Genomic DNA, 18935 nt, shown 5'->3' on the forward strand with positions numbered 1-18935 from the left:
ACCGACTAGCTTTCGCAGGTGCAGGGACGCATCCTTCGGAAGCAATAGCAAATTTGGCAATGAGCACAAGGGGCTCTCAACACCGTTGGGGGCGTCATGGAGCATCCAAGGAGGATAGGACGAGCAGTCCTCCTTGCTCGACTCTTAATTAAACATCAGGGGGTGAAACCCCACGACTTTGATTGTGATTAAAGAATTCAAACGAAGTTTGTAATGGTAGAGATCACTATTTCACCGCCGATAGCTCGATAAATGCTGCGGTATACATTTTTAAGTTCAGCATTAATTGCTTATGGGTGATGAACTTTTTTTCAATATGGCCTGTGTATCCCACGCCCAGCATGGCGGTGCCAAAACTTAAAGCAATGGGGAATAATTTACTGTTCGTTGAGCCGCCAATTGCAATGAGTTTAGGGTCGACTAAGCCAAGAAAACGTGCCTGAGACGCGATAATATCCTCGCCCAGTTTGCCATCATTTTTTGCTTAAAAGCCTGAAACAAAACATTTGTTACAAACTAAACACAAAATCGATGGAACCCCTAGTCCGATACATGTTAAACAGTCACATTAAGCTTAATTTAATGGTTTTAGCCGCACGTAGACTTCAATTTTTTCTTGAAATCCAAGGCCATCATCATGCAAACATCCATAACAATATCGACCTAACGGGGAACAAATAATGAAGGGACTAACCCTCAAACCGCAAGCACTCACGCTAAGTGCCATCGCTTTAGCCTTAACTTTGGGCGCTTGTAGCACACAACAACCCGATGCCAGTGTTCAAGCAAATGCGGCGCCAAATGCCGTGTCAGCACAAATTATCAGCCAGAATGCGACTAATCCATTCTTTAAACCCTATGATACTTTTATGGAAATTCCGGCCTTCGATAAAATCAAGCCTGAGCATTTCCTCCCCGCATTTAAAGCGGGAATCGCCCAACAACATGAACAAATTCAAGCAATTGTTGATAATAAAGCCAAACCCACCTTCGCCAATACGATTGAAGCCATGGAGTTTTCTGGCGATCTAGTGACGCGCGTTTCTAACGTCTTCTTTAACCTGACGGGCGCGGATACGAATGAAGCATTGCAAGCACTCTCGAAAGAAGTGTCGCCTATGTTATCGTCCGCCGAAGACGATATTTTGCTTAATGACAAACTGTTTCAAAAAGTTAAAGCTGTCCACGACGCAAAAGACAACCTGAAGCTCAGCACAGCCCAAGCCAAATTACTGGAAGATACCTATAAATCTTTCACCCGTGGCGGCGCGAACTTAAGCGAGCCAGATAAAACCAAACTGCGCGCGCTGAACGAAGAGATCGGCAAACTCAATTTAGCCTTTGGTGACAATCTATTAGCCGAAACCAATGCCTTCGAATTAGTGGTTGATAGTAAAGCCGATCTCGCGGGTTTACCCGCAGATGTGATTGCCACTGCCTTTGAAACCGCCAAAAAACGTGGCCACGAAGGCAAGTGGGTATTTACCACGTCTCGCCCTTCTATCACGCCTTTTTTAACCTATGCCGATAATCGCCAGTTACGTGAAAAACTCTACAAAGGCTATATCGAGCGCGGTAACAACAATAACGCCAACGATAACAAGATTATCCTCGCTAAGATTGCTGCCCTGCGTGCTGAACGTGCTCAACTGATGGGCTATAAAACCCATGCGGATTTCGTGTTAGAAGAACGCACAGCTAAAACACCAGAAAACGTCTACGGTTTACTCAATAAAGTATGGCCAGCGGCATTGGCCCAAGCCAAAAACGAAGTGGCTGATATGCAAGCTATGATTGACGCTCAAGGTGGCAATTTTAAGCTACAAGCGTGGGACTGGGATTATTACGCCGACAAGATTCGTGTCGCTAAGTACAGCTTTAACGAGCAACAAACCCGCCCGTATTTCTCCCTCGACAGTACATTAAAAGGCGTGTTCTACACAGCTAACCGTTTGTACGGTTTAACCTTTAAAGAACGCACCGACTTGCCAAAATACAATGCAGAAGTTCGTACTTGGGAAGTTTACGATAAAGACGGCAAACTGATGGCCATCTTTATGGGTGACTATTTCACCCGTGACAGCAAACGTGGCGGCGCTTGGATGAACTCCTTCCGCAAGCAATACAATATGAATGGCGTTGATTCTAAACCTATTATTATCAACGTATTAAACTACCCTCGCCCAGCGGGTAATGAGCCAGCGCTGCTGACTTTCGATGAAGCCAGCACACTATTCCACGAATTTGGCCACGCACTACACGGCATGTTATCGAACGTCGAATATCGCTCACAGGGCGGCACCGCTGTACCTCGCGATTACGTTGAGTTCCCATCCCAAGTGAATGAAAACTGGATGACTCAGCCAGAAGTGTTAGCCCAATTTGCCAAGCACTACAAAACCGGCGAAGTGATCCCGCAGGAGCTAGTGCAGAAAATCCAAGCGGCCAGCAAGTTCAACCAAGGTTTTTCTACCGTTGAATACATGGCGGCCACTAAACTCGATTTAGATTGGCACACACTAACCGATACAACGCCAAAGGATGCGGCCAAGTTTGAGGCGGACTCGTTAGCGGCAATGGGACTGATTGAGGAAATTAGCCCACGCTATCGCAGCACTTACTTCTCGCATATTTTCGCAGGCGGTTATTCAGCAGGCTACTACAGCTACCTCTGGTCGGATATTTTAGGTGCGGATGCTTTCGAAGCCTTTAAAGAAAACGGCATTTTCGACAAGGCCACAGCGGATTCCTTCCGTAACAATATCCTTTCGAAAGGCGGCAGCGATGATCCTATGCTGATGTATAAAAACTTCCGCGGTAAAGAAGCCGGTATCGAGCCGCTACTGCGTAGCCGCGGATTACTGGCCGAGTAACATAACATCATCCCTCTAAATTGAAGTTTTAAATATCATAAACAGGGAGCGAATACTCCCTGTTTTTATTTTACTGATACTAACATAGGGAAATAGCGAGAAAGGTCAAGATGACAGAGTGCAGCTTGGCAGGTAACATCTTGGGAAAAAGATGTTACGGAACTTACGCCTAAACTTCTTAAATGCGGATTAGTAATAATGGTACGTTCCCGCTTCACATGTTAACCCACTATTATTCGCCACTTAGGCGGCATTAAATTTTCAATAGAGTTATATGATGAATATTGAGATGGTAGAAAAAGCAGATCATCTTAGTCTGCTCGATATTTGGGAAGCATCGGTGAGAGCAACCCACGACTTTTTAGCAGAAGAAGATCTACAGGAATTAAAGCCGTTGATCCTCGAACAATATTTTGACGCCGTTCACTTAAAGTGCGCTAAAAATGACAATGGAGAAATCCTCGGATTCTGCGGGGTACATGATGGCAATATTGAAATGCTGTTCATCTCACCTGACGCGCGCGGAAAAGGGATTGGTTCCATGCTAGCGACACATGCCATTAATGAACTGGGAGCCACAAAGGTTGATGTGAATGAGCAGAATGAGCAAGCATTAGGTTTTTACCAGCATATTGGTTTTTCAGTAACGGGTCGCTCACCCGTTGATGGACAGGGTAAACCTTATCCGCTGTTGCATATGGCGTTATATTCCATTGAGGGATTGTAGATGTATCCTGATTCAATCGATGAGAATAGGGTTGGAGAGTATCCGGCGGAAACAAAATCAGGCGGCGGTTATTTCTATGATCAAGTCTTAGAATATCGTGTTTGGTGCCGCCCTTGGCAAGGTGCTCCAGATGAATTTGATGGTGAAATCTACTATTACGCATTTCATACTTATAATGAGGCTCTTGAATTTTCGAATGAAACTGATGGGTCTGAAGCGCCTTTAGTACTTATTAAACAGCTTGAATGGATTGATGAACCAGAAGCAGGAAAATTCATTCATAAAAAGGGTGAGCGCCTAACTGAATGGAGGGTTGAGTGGTTATTAGAGAGTCAACGTACGGAGGACACTATTGCTAACTTTATAAGTGACAATCAAACATAACAATTTAATCAATAAAAAATAGTTTAAGACTGTCTTTCGACAACATTCCAACAAACTATTTTGGAACTGTGATTAGGAGCGTTACCTGCAGATTTCCTTATCCTCTAAACCTCCTGTCTTGAAACAAAAAATGGTTAATAAATCCGCCCCAACATCAATAAAAAAGGGCTTGCTAGGTTTCCCTAACAAGCCTTTATCTTTTTACAATTAATCGACTAAACCGCGGCGCTTTAACAGTGCATCGGTTGTCGGTTTTTTACCCGTAAAGTGAATGTAATCTTGCATGAGATCTTCACTGTTACCTTTAGATAAGACTTCCTTACGGAATTTGTCACCATTATCGGCTTTTAAGCCACCTTGCTCGCCCATATAGGCAAAAGCATCAGCGGCAAACACTTCGGTCCACAAATACGCGTAATACCCTGCGGAATAACCACCGGAGAAGGCATGGCTAAAGTAGCTCGACTTATAACGCGGGGGAATTGGCGTAAAATCAAGACCATGTTTAGCTAATACTTGGTGCTCAAACTTCTCTACATCGCTAATTTGAGTATCGGCGCTGATAGAGTGCCATTCCATATCTAACAAGGCCGCTGACAGGTACTCAACGGTATCAAAACCTTGGCCAAACTTATTTGCCGCTAAAATTTTATCAAGCAGCGCCTTAGGAATTGGCTCACCCGTTTTGTAGTGTTTGGCATAGTTAGCAATCACAGCAGGGTCGATATTCCAATCTTCGTTAACCTGTGATGGGAACTCAACAAAGTCACGTGCGGTTGATGTACCAGCCACGCTTGGGTATTTCACTTGCGAGAATAAACCGTGTATCGCATGGCCAAATTCATGGAACAGAGTGGTCACTTCATCGAAGGTCATTAGCGTTGGGCCATCGGCTGGCTTAGGAATATTAAGCGCGTTATAGACAACGGGCTTAGTGCCGAGCAGACCGCTTTGGGTGACGAACTCATCCATCCACGCGCCGCCGCCTTTGCCTTCACGGGCATACGGGTCTAGATAGAATAAGCCAATAGAACTGTTATCTTTATCAAAGACTTCAAAGGCTAAAACATCGGAATGCCACACTGGTAAATCAGTACGCGGTTTTAAGCTGATGCCATACAATTTATGCATAGCGAAAAACAGCCCGTCTTTCAGCACAGTATTAAACTCGAAATAAGGCTTGATACTGCTTTCATCGAGGGAGTATTTCTCTTTACGCACTTTGTCGGCGTAATAAGCCCAATCCCAAGGTTGCAGTTCAAAATCACCGCCCGCCTTTTTGATTTCAGCTTGAATATCAGCCGCTTCCACTTTGGCGCGAGCTAAAGCTTTTGGCGCTAAATCATCGAGGATTTCATACACAGCGGCTGGTGTTTTCGCCATTTGATCGGCAACCGCATAGGATGCCCAAGTATCGAACCCCAGTAAATTGGCTTTTTTAGCCCGTATTTGCGCCATTTTGACAATCAATGGACCATTGATTGCGACGGCTCTGTGCGCCGAGGTTTCCCACACTTTTTGGCGCAGTTCACGGTTGCTCAGGCTAGAAAGTACAGGTTGGCGTGTCGTGTTGACTAAAGTAATCAAATAGCCTTCTTTTCCAGCAGCTTTGGCCGCTGCGGCTAAGGTGGCGATTTCGCTGTCGGATAAACCGGCTAACTGGGCTTTATCAGTCACAACAATCACATCATCTTTAAATGATTTTAAGCTGTTTTGTGAAAAGTCCGTCGCTAAGGTTGCAAGCTCAGCGTTAAAGTCGCGCATCTTAGTTTTATCTTCGGCCGACAATTTCGCGCCAGCGCGGACAAACTGCTCATAGTAATATTCAACTAGACGCTGATCTTCCGCATTTAGGCTGCTCTTTTGCTGGTATACGGCTTCAACACGGGCAAATAAAGTCGGATCGAGATAAATATTATCTCGGTGGGCAGATAGCTTAGGTGCAAGATCCGCTTCGGTTTTCTGGAAATCATCATCAGAAATCAGACCTACGAGATTAAAGAAGGTACGCGATACGCGCGTTAACAATTCACCCGAGGTTTCCATGGCGAGAATGGTATTGTCAAAACTAGCCGCTTGTTTGTTATTCACAATCGCAGCGATTTCTGCATCGTGAGCTTTAATGCCCTGCTCGAAGGCGGGAGCATAATCTGCAGACTGAATAAGATTAAATTGCGGCGCTTGATCTTGCAGTGGACTCTTGCTCAGCAGCACATTAGCTGCTTCAGCTTTGGCGGCGGATTGAGTCGCAACGGCATTTTTGGCTTCATTGGTGCTTACAGCAGGCTTGTCTGAACAAGCGCCAAGTAACAATGCCGCAGCTACGGCTGTGGTAATAACGGACTTACGCATATTAACTCCCTTGGATGTTGCTGCCCTTTCGATTGTATTTTTAAGGTGAAAGGTGCGCGCAAACGGATTTTGGCTTTCGGTTTACAACAGTCTGTTTTAACGAACTTGTGTAGCTTCGTACGTCAATTTCGATGAACTACCTTAACAAGTTACGCGCATTTCAGCCAAGTTTTACCCGCCCAGAGCACAGCTAATTTGTATCACTTTATGTGTATTACTCGTCTAAATAAGCCTATGCCAACGCTACGCTAAACCTAACTCGCCTCAATCAAGCCAAGAGACATGTGAGCATAGGTGATCAACATTGGCTAAAATTTGATGTAAAAGAATTATTTAAAACAATTCTACTGAAGTTTTAAGTCAAATATCCCCGACATAGACAAGGGGCTGAGCAAATAAAATGCCATTCCAATAACAAATATTAATTCTTCTTAATAAACTGTTTACTGTAATTATTTAAACATTGGCGTAACAAATAAACAGGCCAAATGGCTCACTATTTAGGCAAGCAAACCTTGAGTCACAATTTGAAACAGCTTTTATCCGATTAATGTCACATTCAGATCATCAAATGTCTTTATAATTCCCGCTCGTTAACTTAGCGGCAAATTAACCTAACAGTTAAATTACGCTGAATTAACGGGATGATGGGCATGTTCTTTTACGGAACATGCATTGGGGTCAAATAAATATAAATAGAGATAACTATGTTAAATAAGAAAATACTCGCAGTGATGATCACTGCCGCCCTTGGTGTAAGCGCCTGTAATTCTGATGATGACAAAGTCGTTCAAGCCGATTTACGGGTACTCGAAACCACAGATCTGCACACAAATATCATGGATTTCAACTACTACAGTGGCAAAAATGACCCAACTATCGGTCTAGCCCGTACTGCAAGCTTAATCCACGCTGCACGCAACGAAGCCAAAAACAGCGTACTCGTCGACAACGGCGATCTACTACAAGGCAGCCCAATGGGCGATTACATGGCTAAAGTTGGCCTGCAAATGGGTGATATTCATCCAGCCTATAAAGCCATGAACCTATTAGATTATGAAGTCGGTAATATCGGTAACCATGAATTTAACTATGGTTTAGATTTCTTAAATAAATCCATTAGTGGTGCAGATTTCCCTTATATCAACTCAAACGTTTATTGCGCCGACGATAATGGTTGCTGGAATGAGGTTAAAAAAGGTGAGCATTTATTCACCCCTTATATCATCAAACAAAAAAATATTATCGACAATGAAGGTAATAATCAAACCATTAACATTGGTTATATTGGTTTTGTGCCACCGCAAATTCTATTGTGGGATAAACAAAATCTGACGGGTAAAGTGACGGTCGAAGATATTATTGAAACCGCGAAAAAATATGTCCCCGAAATGAAAGCAAAAGGGGCCGATATCATTATCGCCATTCCTCACTCTGGTATTGGTTCAACGGAAAATCCTGGCGATCCTATGGCTGAAAACGCCACTTACGCTTTGACTTATGTTGATGGTATCAATGCGATTCTATTCGGCCACAGCCACTCTATCTTCCCTGATGCTAAGTATGCCGACTTACCCAATACCGACGTCACTAAAGGCCTACTGAACGGCGTCCCCGCAGTGATGCCAGGTCGTTGGGGTGATAACTTAGGGGTTGTTGACTTTAAACTTGAACGTAGAGATGGCAAATGGCATGTCCTTAGTGCCAAAACGCAAGCTCGCCCCATATATAATGGTGCAACTAAGGAAGAGTTAGTTAGCCAAGATCCCGCAATTAAAGATGCAGTCGCAGCCGAGCACCAAGGCACCCTCGCCTTTGTGGATGAACCTATCGGCGTTGCCGCAGCCGACATGTACAGCTTCCTTACCTTAGTGCAGGACGACCCTACGGTACAAATCGTTTCCGATGCGCAAATCGCTAACGTGAAAGCGAAATTACCTGCAGCATTAAAAGGTCTGCCAGTGCTATCAGCCTCCGCACCCTTTAAAGCGGGCGGTCGCCACGGTACAACCAGTGATGCCGATCAATTTGTGCAAGTTGATAAAGGCCCACTGACCTTTAAAAACGCCGCCGATCTGTACCTGTATCCCAATACTATGGTGGCAGTCAAAGCGACGGGCGCCGAATTGAAAGATTGGCTCGAGTGCTCAGCGAACCAGTTCAATCAAATTGACCCTGCAAAAACCACCCCACAAGGTTTAATCAACTGGGATGGTCATCCAACCTATAACTTCGACGTACTCGATGGCTTAACCTATAAAATTGATGTGACCCAACCGAGCAAGTTTGACCGCGATTGCGCCGTCGTTAATGCCAACGCAAACCGTATCGTTGATTTAAGCTATAAAGACGAAAACGGCAAAGTCATCACAGGTGAAGAATTTGCCGCGAAAGAATTTATCGTCACCTCAAATAACTACCGCGCCTTTGGGGGTAAGTTTGCTGGTACGGGTAGCGACCATGTGGTGCTTGAACTGCCCGATACTAACCGTGAAGCGCTAGCTGCTTATATCACAGCGCAATCTCAGTACAACGAAACCACAGGTAAGTACGAAGCTATGGTCAATCCAAGTGCCGATTACAACTGGGATTTCAAAACCATCACTACCAACGTCACATTAGACATTCGCTTCGAAACCCAAGACAGTGACAAAGCCGCTGCCTTTATCGAAGCCAATAAACAACGTGAAATGAAGAAGATCGGTAAGGATGAACTGGGTTTCGCCGTTTATAGCATCAACCTAACCAAATAAGCGTTCAATCCCGAAATATCATGCTCAAAAAGGCTCCTCGTGAGCCTTTTTTATTCCCTACCGATTAAATTAACGCTAATCTGCGCGCTATAAACAGTGTGTCGCCATTTAGTTCATCATGCTCCACACTAAAGGTTAAACCTGCTTTGTGTCGCCAAATATCTGCCTTATTATTTAGCGGCGTCCTCGCAACAACAGAGAAAGCTTATGAAATATCAATCAATCTTATGTGCCACGGCATTAGTGCTGGGGACTGTGCAGCCGGCAACGGCCGATGTTCATCTAAACCTACCTAAAAATGCTGAAGTGCTAACGGTAAATGGCAAGCCAGCAGTAAAGAGTGGCGATCTCGTTTTAGCTGATGGGACCAATCAGATTGCCTTCCGTTATGCCGCGCAATATCGACAACAAGCTGACTCAGTACATTATCTCTCCGACGTGCTCATCGTCCGTTTTGATGCATCAGCACAAACACTCACGCTGACACTTCCCGCTATCAACTCAGCCAGAGATGCAAAGAAATTTGATGAATCACCTAAGCTGACACTATTAAATGCTCAAGATGAAGCAGTGGGTTTTACCAGTGATAAATTGATTAAGAATGGCATTCAACTGGGACGGGATTTCGAACACGAGATACTGCAGTACAACCTTAGCAATCATCCGGCTTCATTAAATCTCACTATGAATACCGCAACAACGCAAGCAAGCGACGCTATTACACCAATATTGGCAAGCCAGCCGCAAATACACCAAACATCAGCAGCCACATCCACGAGCTTGATCGCGCCAGCAGTTATGTCGTCAGCAGTCGCAGCGAACAATGATAAGGCTCAGCAAATCACTCCAGCGACGACACCTAGCCAAGCTGAAATCAGTCAAATGCTGGATTACTGGTACAAACAAGCTAACGACAATACCAAAGCCAGCTTCAAAGCTAAAATAAACAAAGAGTGACCCATACCGCTTCGGCTATCTACTTCAGACCGCCAGCTAAGTGTCTCACATGGACTGGCGACTCTATTAAAGCTTAGTAAAACTAATATTTCAGAAATATTAAAACTCAGTAAGTCCATTTTCACTTCACAACTTAATGTCATTTAACACAGCAAAGCTGCTAAGCAACAAATGGTGCGAGTGCCTGTAAAGGTGTTATTTATATATTTGGTAGAACAAATTATAAATATAAAAGACATATCATTTTACAGTCTTCGTAGACTATTATTTATCAACTCGCTTTATAAAATACAGTTAAGCATTTGTAGATAAAAGACTTATCACTTAATTAACTACAAAGAATTCGAACTGAGTAAAATCGAATAGTCTCAGTTCCTCCAGCCAACATAATTAACTATCCGCAAAGCGTTATCTCATAATTAAATATTTTTAAAAATCAAAACCTTGAGCAAGGATAAATACTATTTAGCCTACACATTTAACCGTATGCGTTATGATTTACGCTATATATTTTGGCTAGATCCAGAAACAAATGTAACAAAAAATGTCATAAAGGCATTATTTAGCAATAGTCATTATCAGCTTCAAAGCCTTACTAAGCATGAAAAGATCAACGCTCTAATACTATTCCATAAAAAACATTCAACCTTTAGACTTATTCAACCTTCAACCTGCTCATTCTTTATACTGATTTAAACTACCCCCATCAAATGTTAGAAATAAGTTGCCTAAATGATAGGGCGAAAAATTACTAATCAAGTAAAAGGAATAACATGATGGAACTTAAATTAAAAAAAGCTGAGTTAGTGAATCTGTCCCATGATAAAAAAGTCTTACCTAGCGAATTAACACCACAAGTTGCTGGTGGTGTGATAACTCGTGCTTGTGGAGAGTTGACTGCCAATGCATACACCTGCCCTTCTGATCGTACAGGTAGCACTCAGCGCTGCTGTCAAATCCCTTAATACGGGGTTCAAGTAACCAAATAGGTTGTGACGTCACAATATAACACAGCATATTTTATCAGTAGATGTGTAAAGGGCATATCCACTATGCCCTTTTGACTTTCTAAATGAGCCAATATGTAGAAGCTGTACTTCATGGAAATAAAGGAAGGTGGTTCAGTGCAATTTAATCAACCCCATCAGTCTAGCCTTGCTAGACAGGCATTGAACGACATAGCTGCGCTATTAGTGAAAGATGCCAAACAATCATTAGAGCAGCAAGGGGTTGGTTTGTTAACTGGCTTAGCTGGGCAACAATTATTTTTCTGGCAATTACATAAACAGTTTCCAGAACTAGCATGCCAACATGAATTTTCAGCACGAATGACATTAATAGAAGAGCAAATACCATTCCTACATTCACAGTTAGCGTTTGGCTATGGACTGACTGGTGTCGCTTGGCTATATGAATTTTTTTTGCATGAAGGGAATTACCAAGCGGAGTTTAATCACAATACTGATGTGCTCTTACTACAACATTTACAACAGAACGACTGGACTGGAGAATTGGAATTTATTCGCGGACTAAGTGGTTTTGCAGTCTATATAGCGCGGCGTCAAACCGCGGAATTAGGCTTGCCTTTGGCCCAAGCGTTATTGACACTACTGGAACAGCAATGGCATCAATTTGCCGATGGTACTGGTGCTTGGAAAGTGGCAACAAACTCTTTCTTTAGATTTAATCAGGCAACAGATAACCCTGAATATAATTTAGGATTAGCTCACGGAGTCCCTTCAATCATTGCCTCTCTATTACCATTATTAGCGCATCAGCAACTACACAGCCAAATTCAGACGTTGTTGCAAGCCAGTTGTCAGTGGTTAATTCAGCAGCAACAAACATCAGAGAAATTTGGTAGTTGCTTTGCGTACATAACGGAACAACCGTGCCAGTCACGACTCGGTTGGTGTTATGGCGATGCCACCATCGCCTTAACATTGCTGCGAGTGGGCAATGCAATAAACCGTGATGACTTTACCGCCGCTGGTAAGAACATTGCCTTAAAAGCCGCTCAGCGTAGACTAAAAAGCAGCCAAGTACAGGATGCAGGTATCTGTCATGGTAGTGCAGGTTTGGCTTTAATCTTTCAAGTCATAACACGCTATTACACCGAATCCACTCTTTCACAGGCTGCACAATATTGGTTTGAACATACATTAGCACTATATCAAACATCAGGACTCGACGGTTTTAATGCCGTGCGCGAACAAGATAATTCAAACTGCCGCCTACCAGACCATGGCTTACTTGGAGGCTATGCCGGTATAGGTTTAGTGCTATTGATGGCCTTCAACGTAGAAACTAATTGGCTAGATGCGCTTTTATTAACCAATAATTGATTTCGATGTATTGGCTATTTTTATAACAAGGAATTGTTTATGAGTGTAGAGGTTTTGCAAGCCACGGATTTTTTTGTTATCCGGGCACCTAGATCAAGTTTGTCTCAACTACGAAAAATACCAACAGAACCTACGGCCTTAGTCGATTTTCTCGCCAGTTGGTTAGCAAACCCAGCAGTACAAGAAGCCTTATATCTTGCAAGTCCTTCATTGATGGAACGATTGCCTAATTGGCAACTGCAACCACACAGTAAAGCGGCAATTAAAATAACTAACTCCTTATTGAAATATTTTATTCGGTTTAGCTCTAGAGCGACGCCATTTGGGTTATTTGCAGGCGTAGCCTTGGGGCAAGTAGCAAATGAAACGCGCTTACAGTGTGATAGCATGCTGCGAGATAAGCGCCATACCCGCTTTGACATAGCCTATTTAACTGCAATTCGAGCCCAGTTAAGTGAACCAAATAAGGCCGAGAAGTGGCCGTTATTGTGCTATCAAGCAAATCCGACGTTGCAACAACAGAGCGATGGTCTGCATTATATTGAACCGTATTTTTCAGATACTGAGCAAAAATATCGTTTAAGTACCTTGGTATTAGATGAATATTTGCTTGCTATGCTGCAACTGGCGAAGAAGGAAGGGAGCTTTGCTTCGTTACAAGATGGATTTCAACAACTCTATCCTACGGCGAATACTGCAAGCATACAGGATTATATTAAGCAGTTACTTACTGCCGGTGTGCTGCAAGTCAAATTACCACTAACATTAACTTCTGGCTCCCCAGATCAAACTTTTATTACGGCGTTACAAAGTATGGGCGCTACAGACAGTGCTGATATATTGCAACGAGCTCTCACTCAGTTAAACAGCATGGATAAACAACCTGTTAACCCGCTTAAGCAATATCAAGAAATTTATCATAGCTTGCAAACACTGCCGTATCCTGTAAGCGAGAATCGCCTATTACAGACTGATATTTTGCGCTCATTTTCACAGTGCCAATTAGCACAAGCAGAAGTCTCTGCCCTGATGCCTGCATTATTGGCATTATTAGCGATACGAAAACCTTATAAAACACCACTTAATGACTTTAGCCAAAAATTTGAAGCAAGATTTGGTAGCCAGTATGTGCCACTGTTGACCTTATTAGATGACGAAGTTGGTATTTCATTCTCCAGCGATATTGGCTACCACACTTCCTTGTTAGCAGGGTTAAATATCACCAATCGTCCCTCCCCCACACAAAATGTTATCGAACCATTGCAACAGACGATTATCGCTGCTCTAAGTCATGTAACCCCAAGCGAAACTGTGCTGAAATTAACAAGTGATTCGTTATTGTCTAAACATGAAAGTGCGACATTAATGGCTAAGTTACCCGCTTCCTTCGCGATTAATTTGTCAGCGTATCAACAAGAGGATGGCCGAGTTATTTACTATTATCATGGTTGCTATGGTCCTTCAGCAGCGAATTTACTCGGACGTTTCTGTCATTTATCAACAGATATGCTGCAACAGGTCAAACAACATTTATCTCAAGAAGAAGCGCATTCTCCAGAAGTCCTTTTTGCAGAAGTACTACATATGCCCGAGGGGCGTCCAGGCAATGTCATCGCTAGACCAACATTAAGAGCCTATGAGATTGTTTTTCTTGCTGACAGTCACTTAGCAAACGAGTGGCAAATCCCAATCAGCGATCTATTGGTCTATCAAGAAAATAACGTGTTATGTTTATGGTCACAGCGACTACAAAAAAGAATAATTCCCCGTTTATCCTCTGCCCATAATTTCAGTGATCGTAGTTTAGGGATTTATCGGTTTTTATGCTCACTTCAACATCAAAACTTACAAATGCCTCACTTCTCCTTACCTGATAGCCTGCATAAAGCAAAACGAGTTCCAAGGATCATGTTAGATAATCTGGTCCTGCAAGAGGCCCACTGCAATATTTCAGTAGCACTATTGAAACGCTTATGGCAAGAAGGCCAGTTTGTTGAATCCGATTGGCAACAACTGCAGAAAGAATATGGTTTAGAGCGTTATATGAGCTATGCCATAGCCGACCATGTGTTACTGATCGATCTGCAAAATAATATGATGTTCCAAATGTTGTTGGCAGAGGTAAATCATAAAAGCCACATTAGGTTGAATGAAGTGCTCGCGATGAAATACCAACCTTTACTGCAAGGGCCAGATGGCCCTTATCAACATGAAATAATTGTACCGCTGTCAAATAGTGCCGCAACCCCATACTTAGCACCACGCATAGCACCATTGACGAGCTCAACCAATGACAAGTGTAGGCATTTCGCGCCTGGCTCAGAATGGCTCAGTGTCAAATTGTATGCAGGGCAAAGTAGTGTGGAGCAACTGTTACTAAAGCAATTGGCACCATGGCTAACGCAGATGCAGCAAGATGGTGTGCTCAAACATTGGTTCTTTGTACGCTATGGCGATCCTGATTGGCATCTACGGCTACGATGTTTTGGGGAGCCGGAACGATTATATGGGGAGTTACTACCCGCACTAAATCGCTTATTAGCGCCATCTCTAGCCAGTGCAGGCTTACATTGCATTGAGTTGTTCACTTACAGGCAGGAGACAGAACGTTACGGGGGTGAGCATATGATGCCTTTGGCTGAGCACTTTTTCTGTTTGGACAGCCAGTTTGTGTTGCAGGCAATATTATTCAGTCAACAAGATGACAGCTTGAGGTGGCGCTTAGCCATTTTAGCGATAGATTTAATTTTAACTCAATTCGATTATTTACCCGCCGAGAAATTTAAACTGATCGATAATTTGCGGACAGGATTTGCACAAGAATTTAAAGAAGGCTTAGAGTTACGCCAGCAAATGGGCGATAAATATCGATACTATCAGTCACAATTACAACAAGATCGCCAATTATTAGATTGGCATAACCAAGCTATTGAGCCATTCAAACAACAAATTCAGCAGAGTTTACAGCAGTTTTCATCTTCGATTACACCATGTTGTCAGGCAATGTTGGCATTATTTGAGTCCCAACAAGCACAAGGTAGTCGCGATAGTTTACTAGGCTCATTATTACATATGTTTACTAACCGTTTATTCAAGGCTTATGGTCGAGAGCAAGAGTTTGTCGTTTATGACATGTTACGCCGTATCTATCTAAGCAAACGCGCACAACCAGTACGAGGTTTATCGCAATGAGCGATTTATTTCGAAAAGAAGTTGTCTTGCAGCAACAGCAAAGATTACAAGGGGAAGTAAGTTTAACCCAGCCAGTTAGTTTTATTGGTTTCACAGTATTGATTAGCACGCTTTTTTTATGTGCATTACTATTTTTGTATTTTAGCGAGTATCAACGCAAAGAACATGTGCAAGGTTCTATCGAGCCAGCCATTATGGCGATTCGTTTGCCCACGCCTAAATCAGTCAACGCAGGGCATCTTTTAGTACAAGTTGGCGAGCAAGTGCAGCAGAATCAACCTTTAGTACAACAGCTGAACCTCCCAAATACGATGGGAAAATCATTTTTACTAAAAGCTCCTTTTACAGGAACGGTTACCGAAGTTTTATTGCCGTCTGGAGAGGATATCGGCCCATCAAAACCCTCAATATCGTTATTACCGCAACCAGAAACCTTGTTCGCAATTGTATATATACCCTCAAGAGTTATAGGACAACTCACATTGGGGCAGGAGCTACAAATGCGCATAGAGGCACTTCCCTATCAACATTTTGGTGTGCAAACAGCCACTCTAGTTGAGATAGGAAGTCAGCCTATAACCATAAATGAATCGCAACCCTTATCAGAGCCGAGTTATAGAGCCATTTTAGCATTAACGGAAGACGCAAAAAAATTGCCACTGAGAGCAGGTATGGGATTAGAGGTTGATATTAGCTTCGCGCCACGCAGACTATTGGAGTGGTTGTTTACACCAAATGTTGATGATAAGGGTCAAAACTAATGGCAACACTGCAAGAGAAGTTTAGAACTTGGTCTGGCCGCCGCTTACCCATGATCGTTCAAACTGAGGCTGCGGAATGCGGCTTAGCCTGTGTAGCTATGGTGGCCAGCATGCATGGCTATCAAACTGATTTAAATAGCTTAAGACAACGTTTTTCGCTATCGCTAGAAGGCTGTACCTTACTGGATCTGATGCATATTGCAGAGCAGTTGCAACTCAGTAGTCGCCCACTGAAAATTGAATTAGAAGAATTATCCGACTTAGCTACGCCATGTATCTTGCACTGGGATCTCAATCACTTTGTGGTACTAAAGTCAGTGAACGCTCAACACTGTATTATTCATGACCCAGCTTTAGGAGTGCGGCGAATATCCCTAACAGAAGTGTCAAAATCATTTACTGGTATCGCTTTAGAATTGACACCGACAGCTACATTTACTGCAGAACAAGCTAAACAATCACTAACATTCTCATCCTTTTTTTCTAAGATCACTGGTTTAAAGCAATCGTTAGGGTTGTTACTCAGTTTGTCCGTTTTTTTACAGCTGTTTATTTTAGCCTCACCTTATTACATTCAACTCGTGGTAGACGCCGTTATTATCAGTAATGATGGTCAGTTGCTATTTGTGTTGGCGTTAGGCTTTGCCTTGTTACTATTATTTGATGTTGCCACCAATGCTTTACGCAGCTTAGTGCTACTGAATTTCAGCAGCCAACTTAGTGTGCAGCTAGCCAGTAACCTCTTCCATCACTTAGTGCGGCTACCATTGGCCTATTTTGAAAAACGTCATATGGGGGATCTGGTATCACGATTTGGTTCTTTAAGGCAATTACGGGAACTGCTGACTACGGGCATTATTGAAGCCATCATTGATGGTTTTATGGCGCTAGGAGTTCTATGCATGATCTTCTTTTACAGCCCGTTATTGTCTCTCGTCGTGCTAGTGGCAGTGCTAGCATATTGCGCCTTGAGATTAGCGTTATATCGGTCCTTACGCTTAGCCTCAGAGCAGCAAATTCTAGCTTTAGCAGGTGAACAATCTAACTTTATGGAAACGATCCGAGCAATTCAAACGGTTAAGCTATTTGGTTTTGAAAGTCAGCGAGAAGCGATTTGGCAAAATCACTATGTTAAAGCAACGAACAGGACCATTACGCTCGGGAAATATGAAATTTCGTATCAAATAATGAACAAATTGTTATTTGGTACAGAAAATATTGTAGTGATCTATCTTGCTGCAGAATTAGTAATGGTGGGCAGTTTTACCACAGGAATGTTATTTGCATTTATTGCCTACAAAGCCCAATTTATGGAGCGTATGAGCAAGTTGATCGAAAAGTTAATTGAATATCGCATGCTGAGTTTACATTTTGAACGGATTGCAGATATTGCCCTAACAGCCAAAGAGCAAACTTATCCACCACAACCAATGCAGCATAAAGTGGCCGGAAATATCTGTCTACAACAGGTTAGTTTTAGTTATAGCTCCGTCGCTGAGCCAGTGCTATACAATTTAGCATTACAAATAAACGCCGGTGAGTCGGTTGCAATTATAGGTCCATCCGGTTGTGGTAAGAGTACCTTAATGAAACTGTTATTAGGGCTATTAACACCAACCGAAGGTGAGATTTTAATCGATGACATACCGTTGGTGAAATTAGGATTAGCTCAATATCGCCAGCAAGTCGCAGCTGTAATGCAAGAAGACCGATTACTTGGTGGGACAATAGAAGATAATATTACTTTTTTTTCGGAAAAAATTGACGTCGAAAAGCTCACTCGTTGTGCACAAATGGCAGCAATACACCAAGATATTTGTCAGATGCCAATGGGCTATAAAAGTTTAATAGGCGATATGGGCTCAGCACTATCCAGTGGGCAAAAACAACGGTTAATTTTGGCGAGAGCGCTGTATCGGGAACCGAAGATTTTATTTATGGATGAAGCAACAAGTCACTTAGACATTGTCACTGAGTCTGTTGTTAATCAAGCGATGAAAAAATTGAATATCACCCGAGTGGTAATCGCCCATCGGCCCGAAACCATTAAAGCTGCAGATAGAGTCATCGATTTAACACAACTTCTACAGCGACCAGCAATTAACAAAGTAAGTTAAATAAAATCAAAATATTGCAGAATTGTTTATGCACTCTATCGACTTAAGCGTGTCAGAAGGCTACTTTTATAGTAACACCCGTGATTCAGAAAATAACTTGGCCAATTCGATAGTTGAGTTACTTATGACATAACTGACAAGAATAGACCTAAGATAAGCAAGCACCTAAAAGCTTGTTATTATCAGATAGAGATTCACTCTTCTACGTTAATCACATGAATGAGAGCAATGTATAGGGGATTAAGACAAATTGCAGACGCAAAAAAGCCAGCTTATTCAGCTGGCTTGGTTACATCTCAATGAGATAATTAGGCGCTTGGCGATGACCTATTCTCACATGGGGGTGAAATCATAGCGCTATAAATACGGAGTATTTAGCCATGATTGAACGCGAAGAAGCTTGTCTTCGTAGCCGGGGAGTCCGCTTAGCGGCGGGCGACCGCCATGGATAATGGAATGGACCCATCCACTTTA

General features: G+C 42.8%; 11 protein-coding genes and 1 pseudogene. 10 read left to right on the forward strand and 2 right to left on the reverse strand.

Annotated features, from left to right (window positions below):
* Positions 1 to 226: 226 nt before the first annotated feature.
* Positions 227 to 439, reverse strand: a pseudogene (locus AAA952_RS21835) (dipeptidase); the annotation flags it as partial.
* Positions 440 to 680: 241 nt separating this feature from the next.
* Here AAA952_RS21835 and AAA952_RS21840 point away from each other — a divergent pair.
* From AAA952_RS21840 to AAA952_RS21850, 3 genes are all read left to right on the forward strand, one after another.
* Entirely contained in the window at positions 681 to 2873 is a 2193-nt protein-coding gene (locus AAA952_RS21840) for a M3 family metallopeptidase (protein ID WP_338259578.1), read from the forward strand.
* Between the two features lie 277 nt (positions 2874 to 3150).
* The gene (locus tag AAA952_RS21845; RefSeq protein WP_263142521.1) at positions 3151 to 3600 is read left to right on the forward strand and encodes an acetyltransferase; all 450 of its coding nucleotides are present in this window, start codon (positions 3151 to 3153) and stop codon (positions 3598 to 3600) included.
* A complete protein-coding gene (locus AAA952_RS21850; protein WP_028759578.1) occupies positions 3601 to 3984 on the forward strand; it encodes a hypothetical protein in 384 nt (127 codons plus the stop codon).
* A gap of 207 nt (positions 3985 to 4191) precedes the next feature.
* On the opposite strand, the gene AAA952_RS21855 is transcribed toward AAA952_RS21850, so the two are convergent.
* Positions 4192 to 6336: a M3 family metallopeptidase gene (locus AAA952_RS21855; protein WP_338259580.1), complete on the reverse strand. Its 2145-nt coding sequence runs from the start codon at positions 6334 to 6336 to the stop codon at positions 4192 to 4194.
* Positions 6337 to 7043: 707 nt separating this feature from the next.
* On the opposite strand from AAA952_RS21855, the gene AAA952_RS21860 reads away from it, so the two are divergent.
* The 7 genes from AAA952_RS21860 to AAA952_RS21890 all read left to right on the forward strand — a co-directional run bounded on the left by AAA952_RS21860 (position 7044) and on the right by AAA952_RS21890 (position 18461).
* Positions 7044 to 9089: a bifunctional 2',3'-cyclic-nucleotide 2'-phosphodiesterase/3'-nucleotidase gene (locus tag AAA952_RS21860; RefSeq protein WP_338259581.1), complete on the forward strand. Its 2046-nt coding sequence runs from the start codon at positions 7044 to 7046 to the stop codon at positions 9087 to 9089.
* A 207-nt stretch (positions 9090 to 9296) separates the two neighbouring features.
* The gene (locus AAA952_RS21865; RefSeq protein ID WP_338259583.1) at positions 9297 to 10046 is read left to right on the forward strand and encodes a DUF2057 domain-containing protein; all 750 of its coding nucleotides are present in this window, start codon (positions 9297 to 9299) and stop codon (positions 10044 to 10046) included.
* Between the two features lie 773 nt (positions 10047 to 10819).
* Positions 10820 to 11011, forward strand: coding sequence for a hypothetical protein (locus tag AAA952_RS21870; RefSeq protein WP_219235258.1), 192 nt, complete (start codon positions 10820 to 10822; stop codon positions 11009 to 11011).
* Between the two features lie 135 nt (positions 11012 to 11146).
* Positions 11147 to 12391 (forward strand): lanthionine synthetase LanC family protein, encoded by a 1245-nt coding sequence (locus AAA952_RS21875; RefSeq protein WP_219235256.1) that lies wholly within the window; start codon positions 11147 to 11149, stop codon positions 12389 to 12391.
* A gap of 39 nt (positions 12392 to 12430) precedes the next feature.
* Entirely contained in the window at positions 12431 to 15583 is a 3153-nt protein-coding gene (locus tag AAA952_RS21880; protein ID WP_338259588.1) for a lantibiotic dehydratase, read from the forward strand.
* Entirely contained in the window at positions 15580 to 16344 is a 765-nt protein-coding gene (locus AAA952_RS21885) for an HlyD family efflux transporter periplasmic adaptor subunit (RefSeq protein ID WP_263266957.1), read from the forward strand. The genes AAA952_RS21880 and AAA952_RS21885 overlap by 4 nt, the downstream gene beginning before the upstream one ends.
* Positions 16344 to 18461: a peptidase domain-containing ABC transporter gene (locus tag AAA952_RS21890; RefSeq protein ID WP_251071152.1), complete on the forward strand. Its 2118-nt coding sequence runs from the start codon at positions 16344 to 16346 to the stop codon at positions 18459 to 18461. The genes AAA952_RS21885 and AAA952_RS21890 overlap by 1 nt, the downstream gene beginning before the upstream one ends.
* Positions 18462 to 18935: the final 474 nt, after the last annotated feature.

Origin of the sequence: Shewanella sp. M-Br, from assembly GCF_036245925.1 — a bacterium.
Lineage (GTDB): Bacteria > Pseudomonadota > Gammaproteobacteria > Enterobacterales > Shewanellaceae > Shewanella > Shewanella oncorhynchi.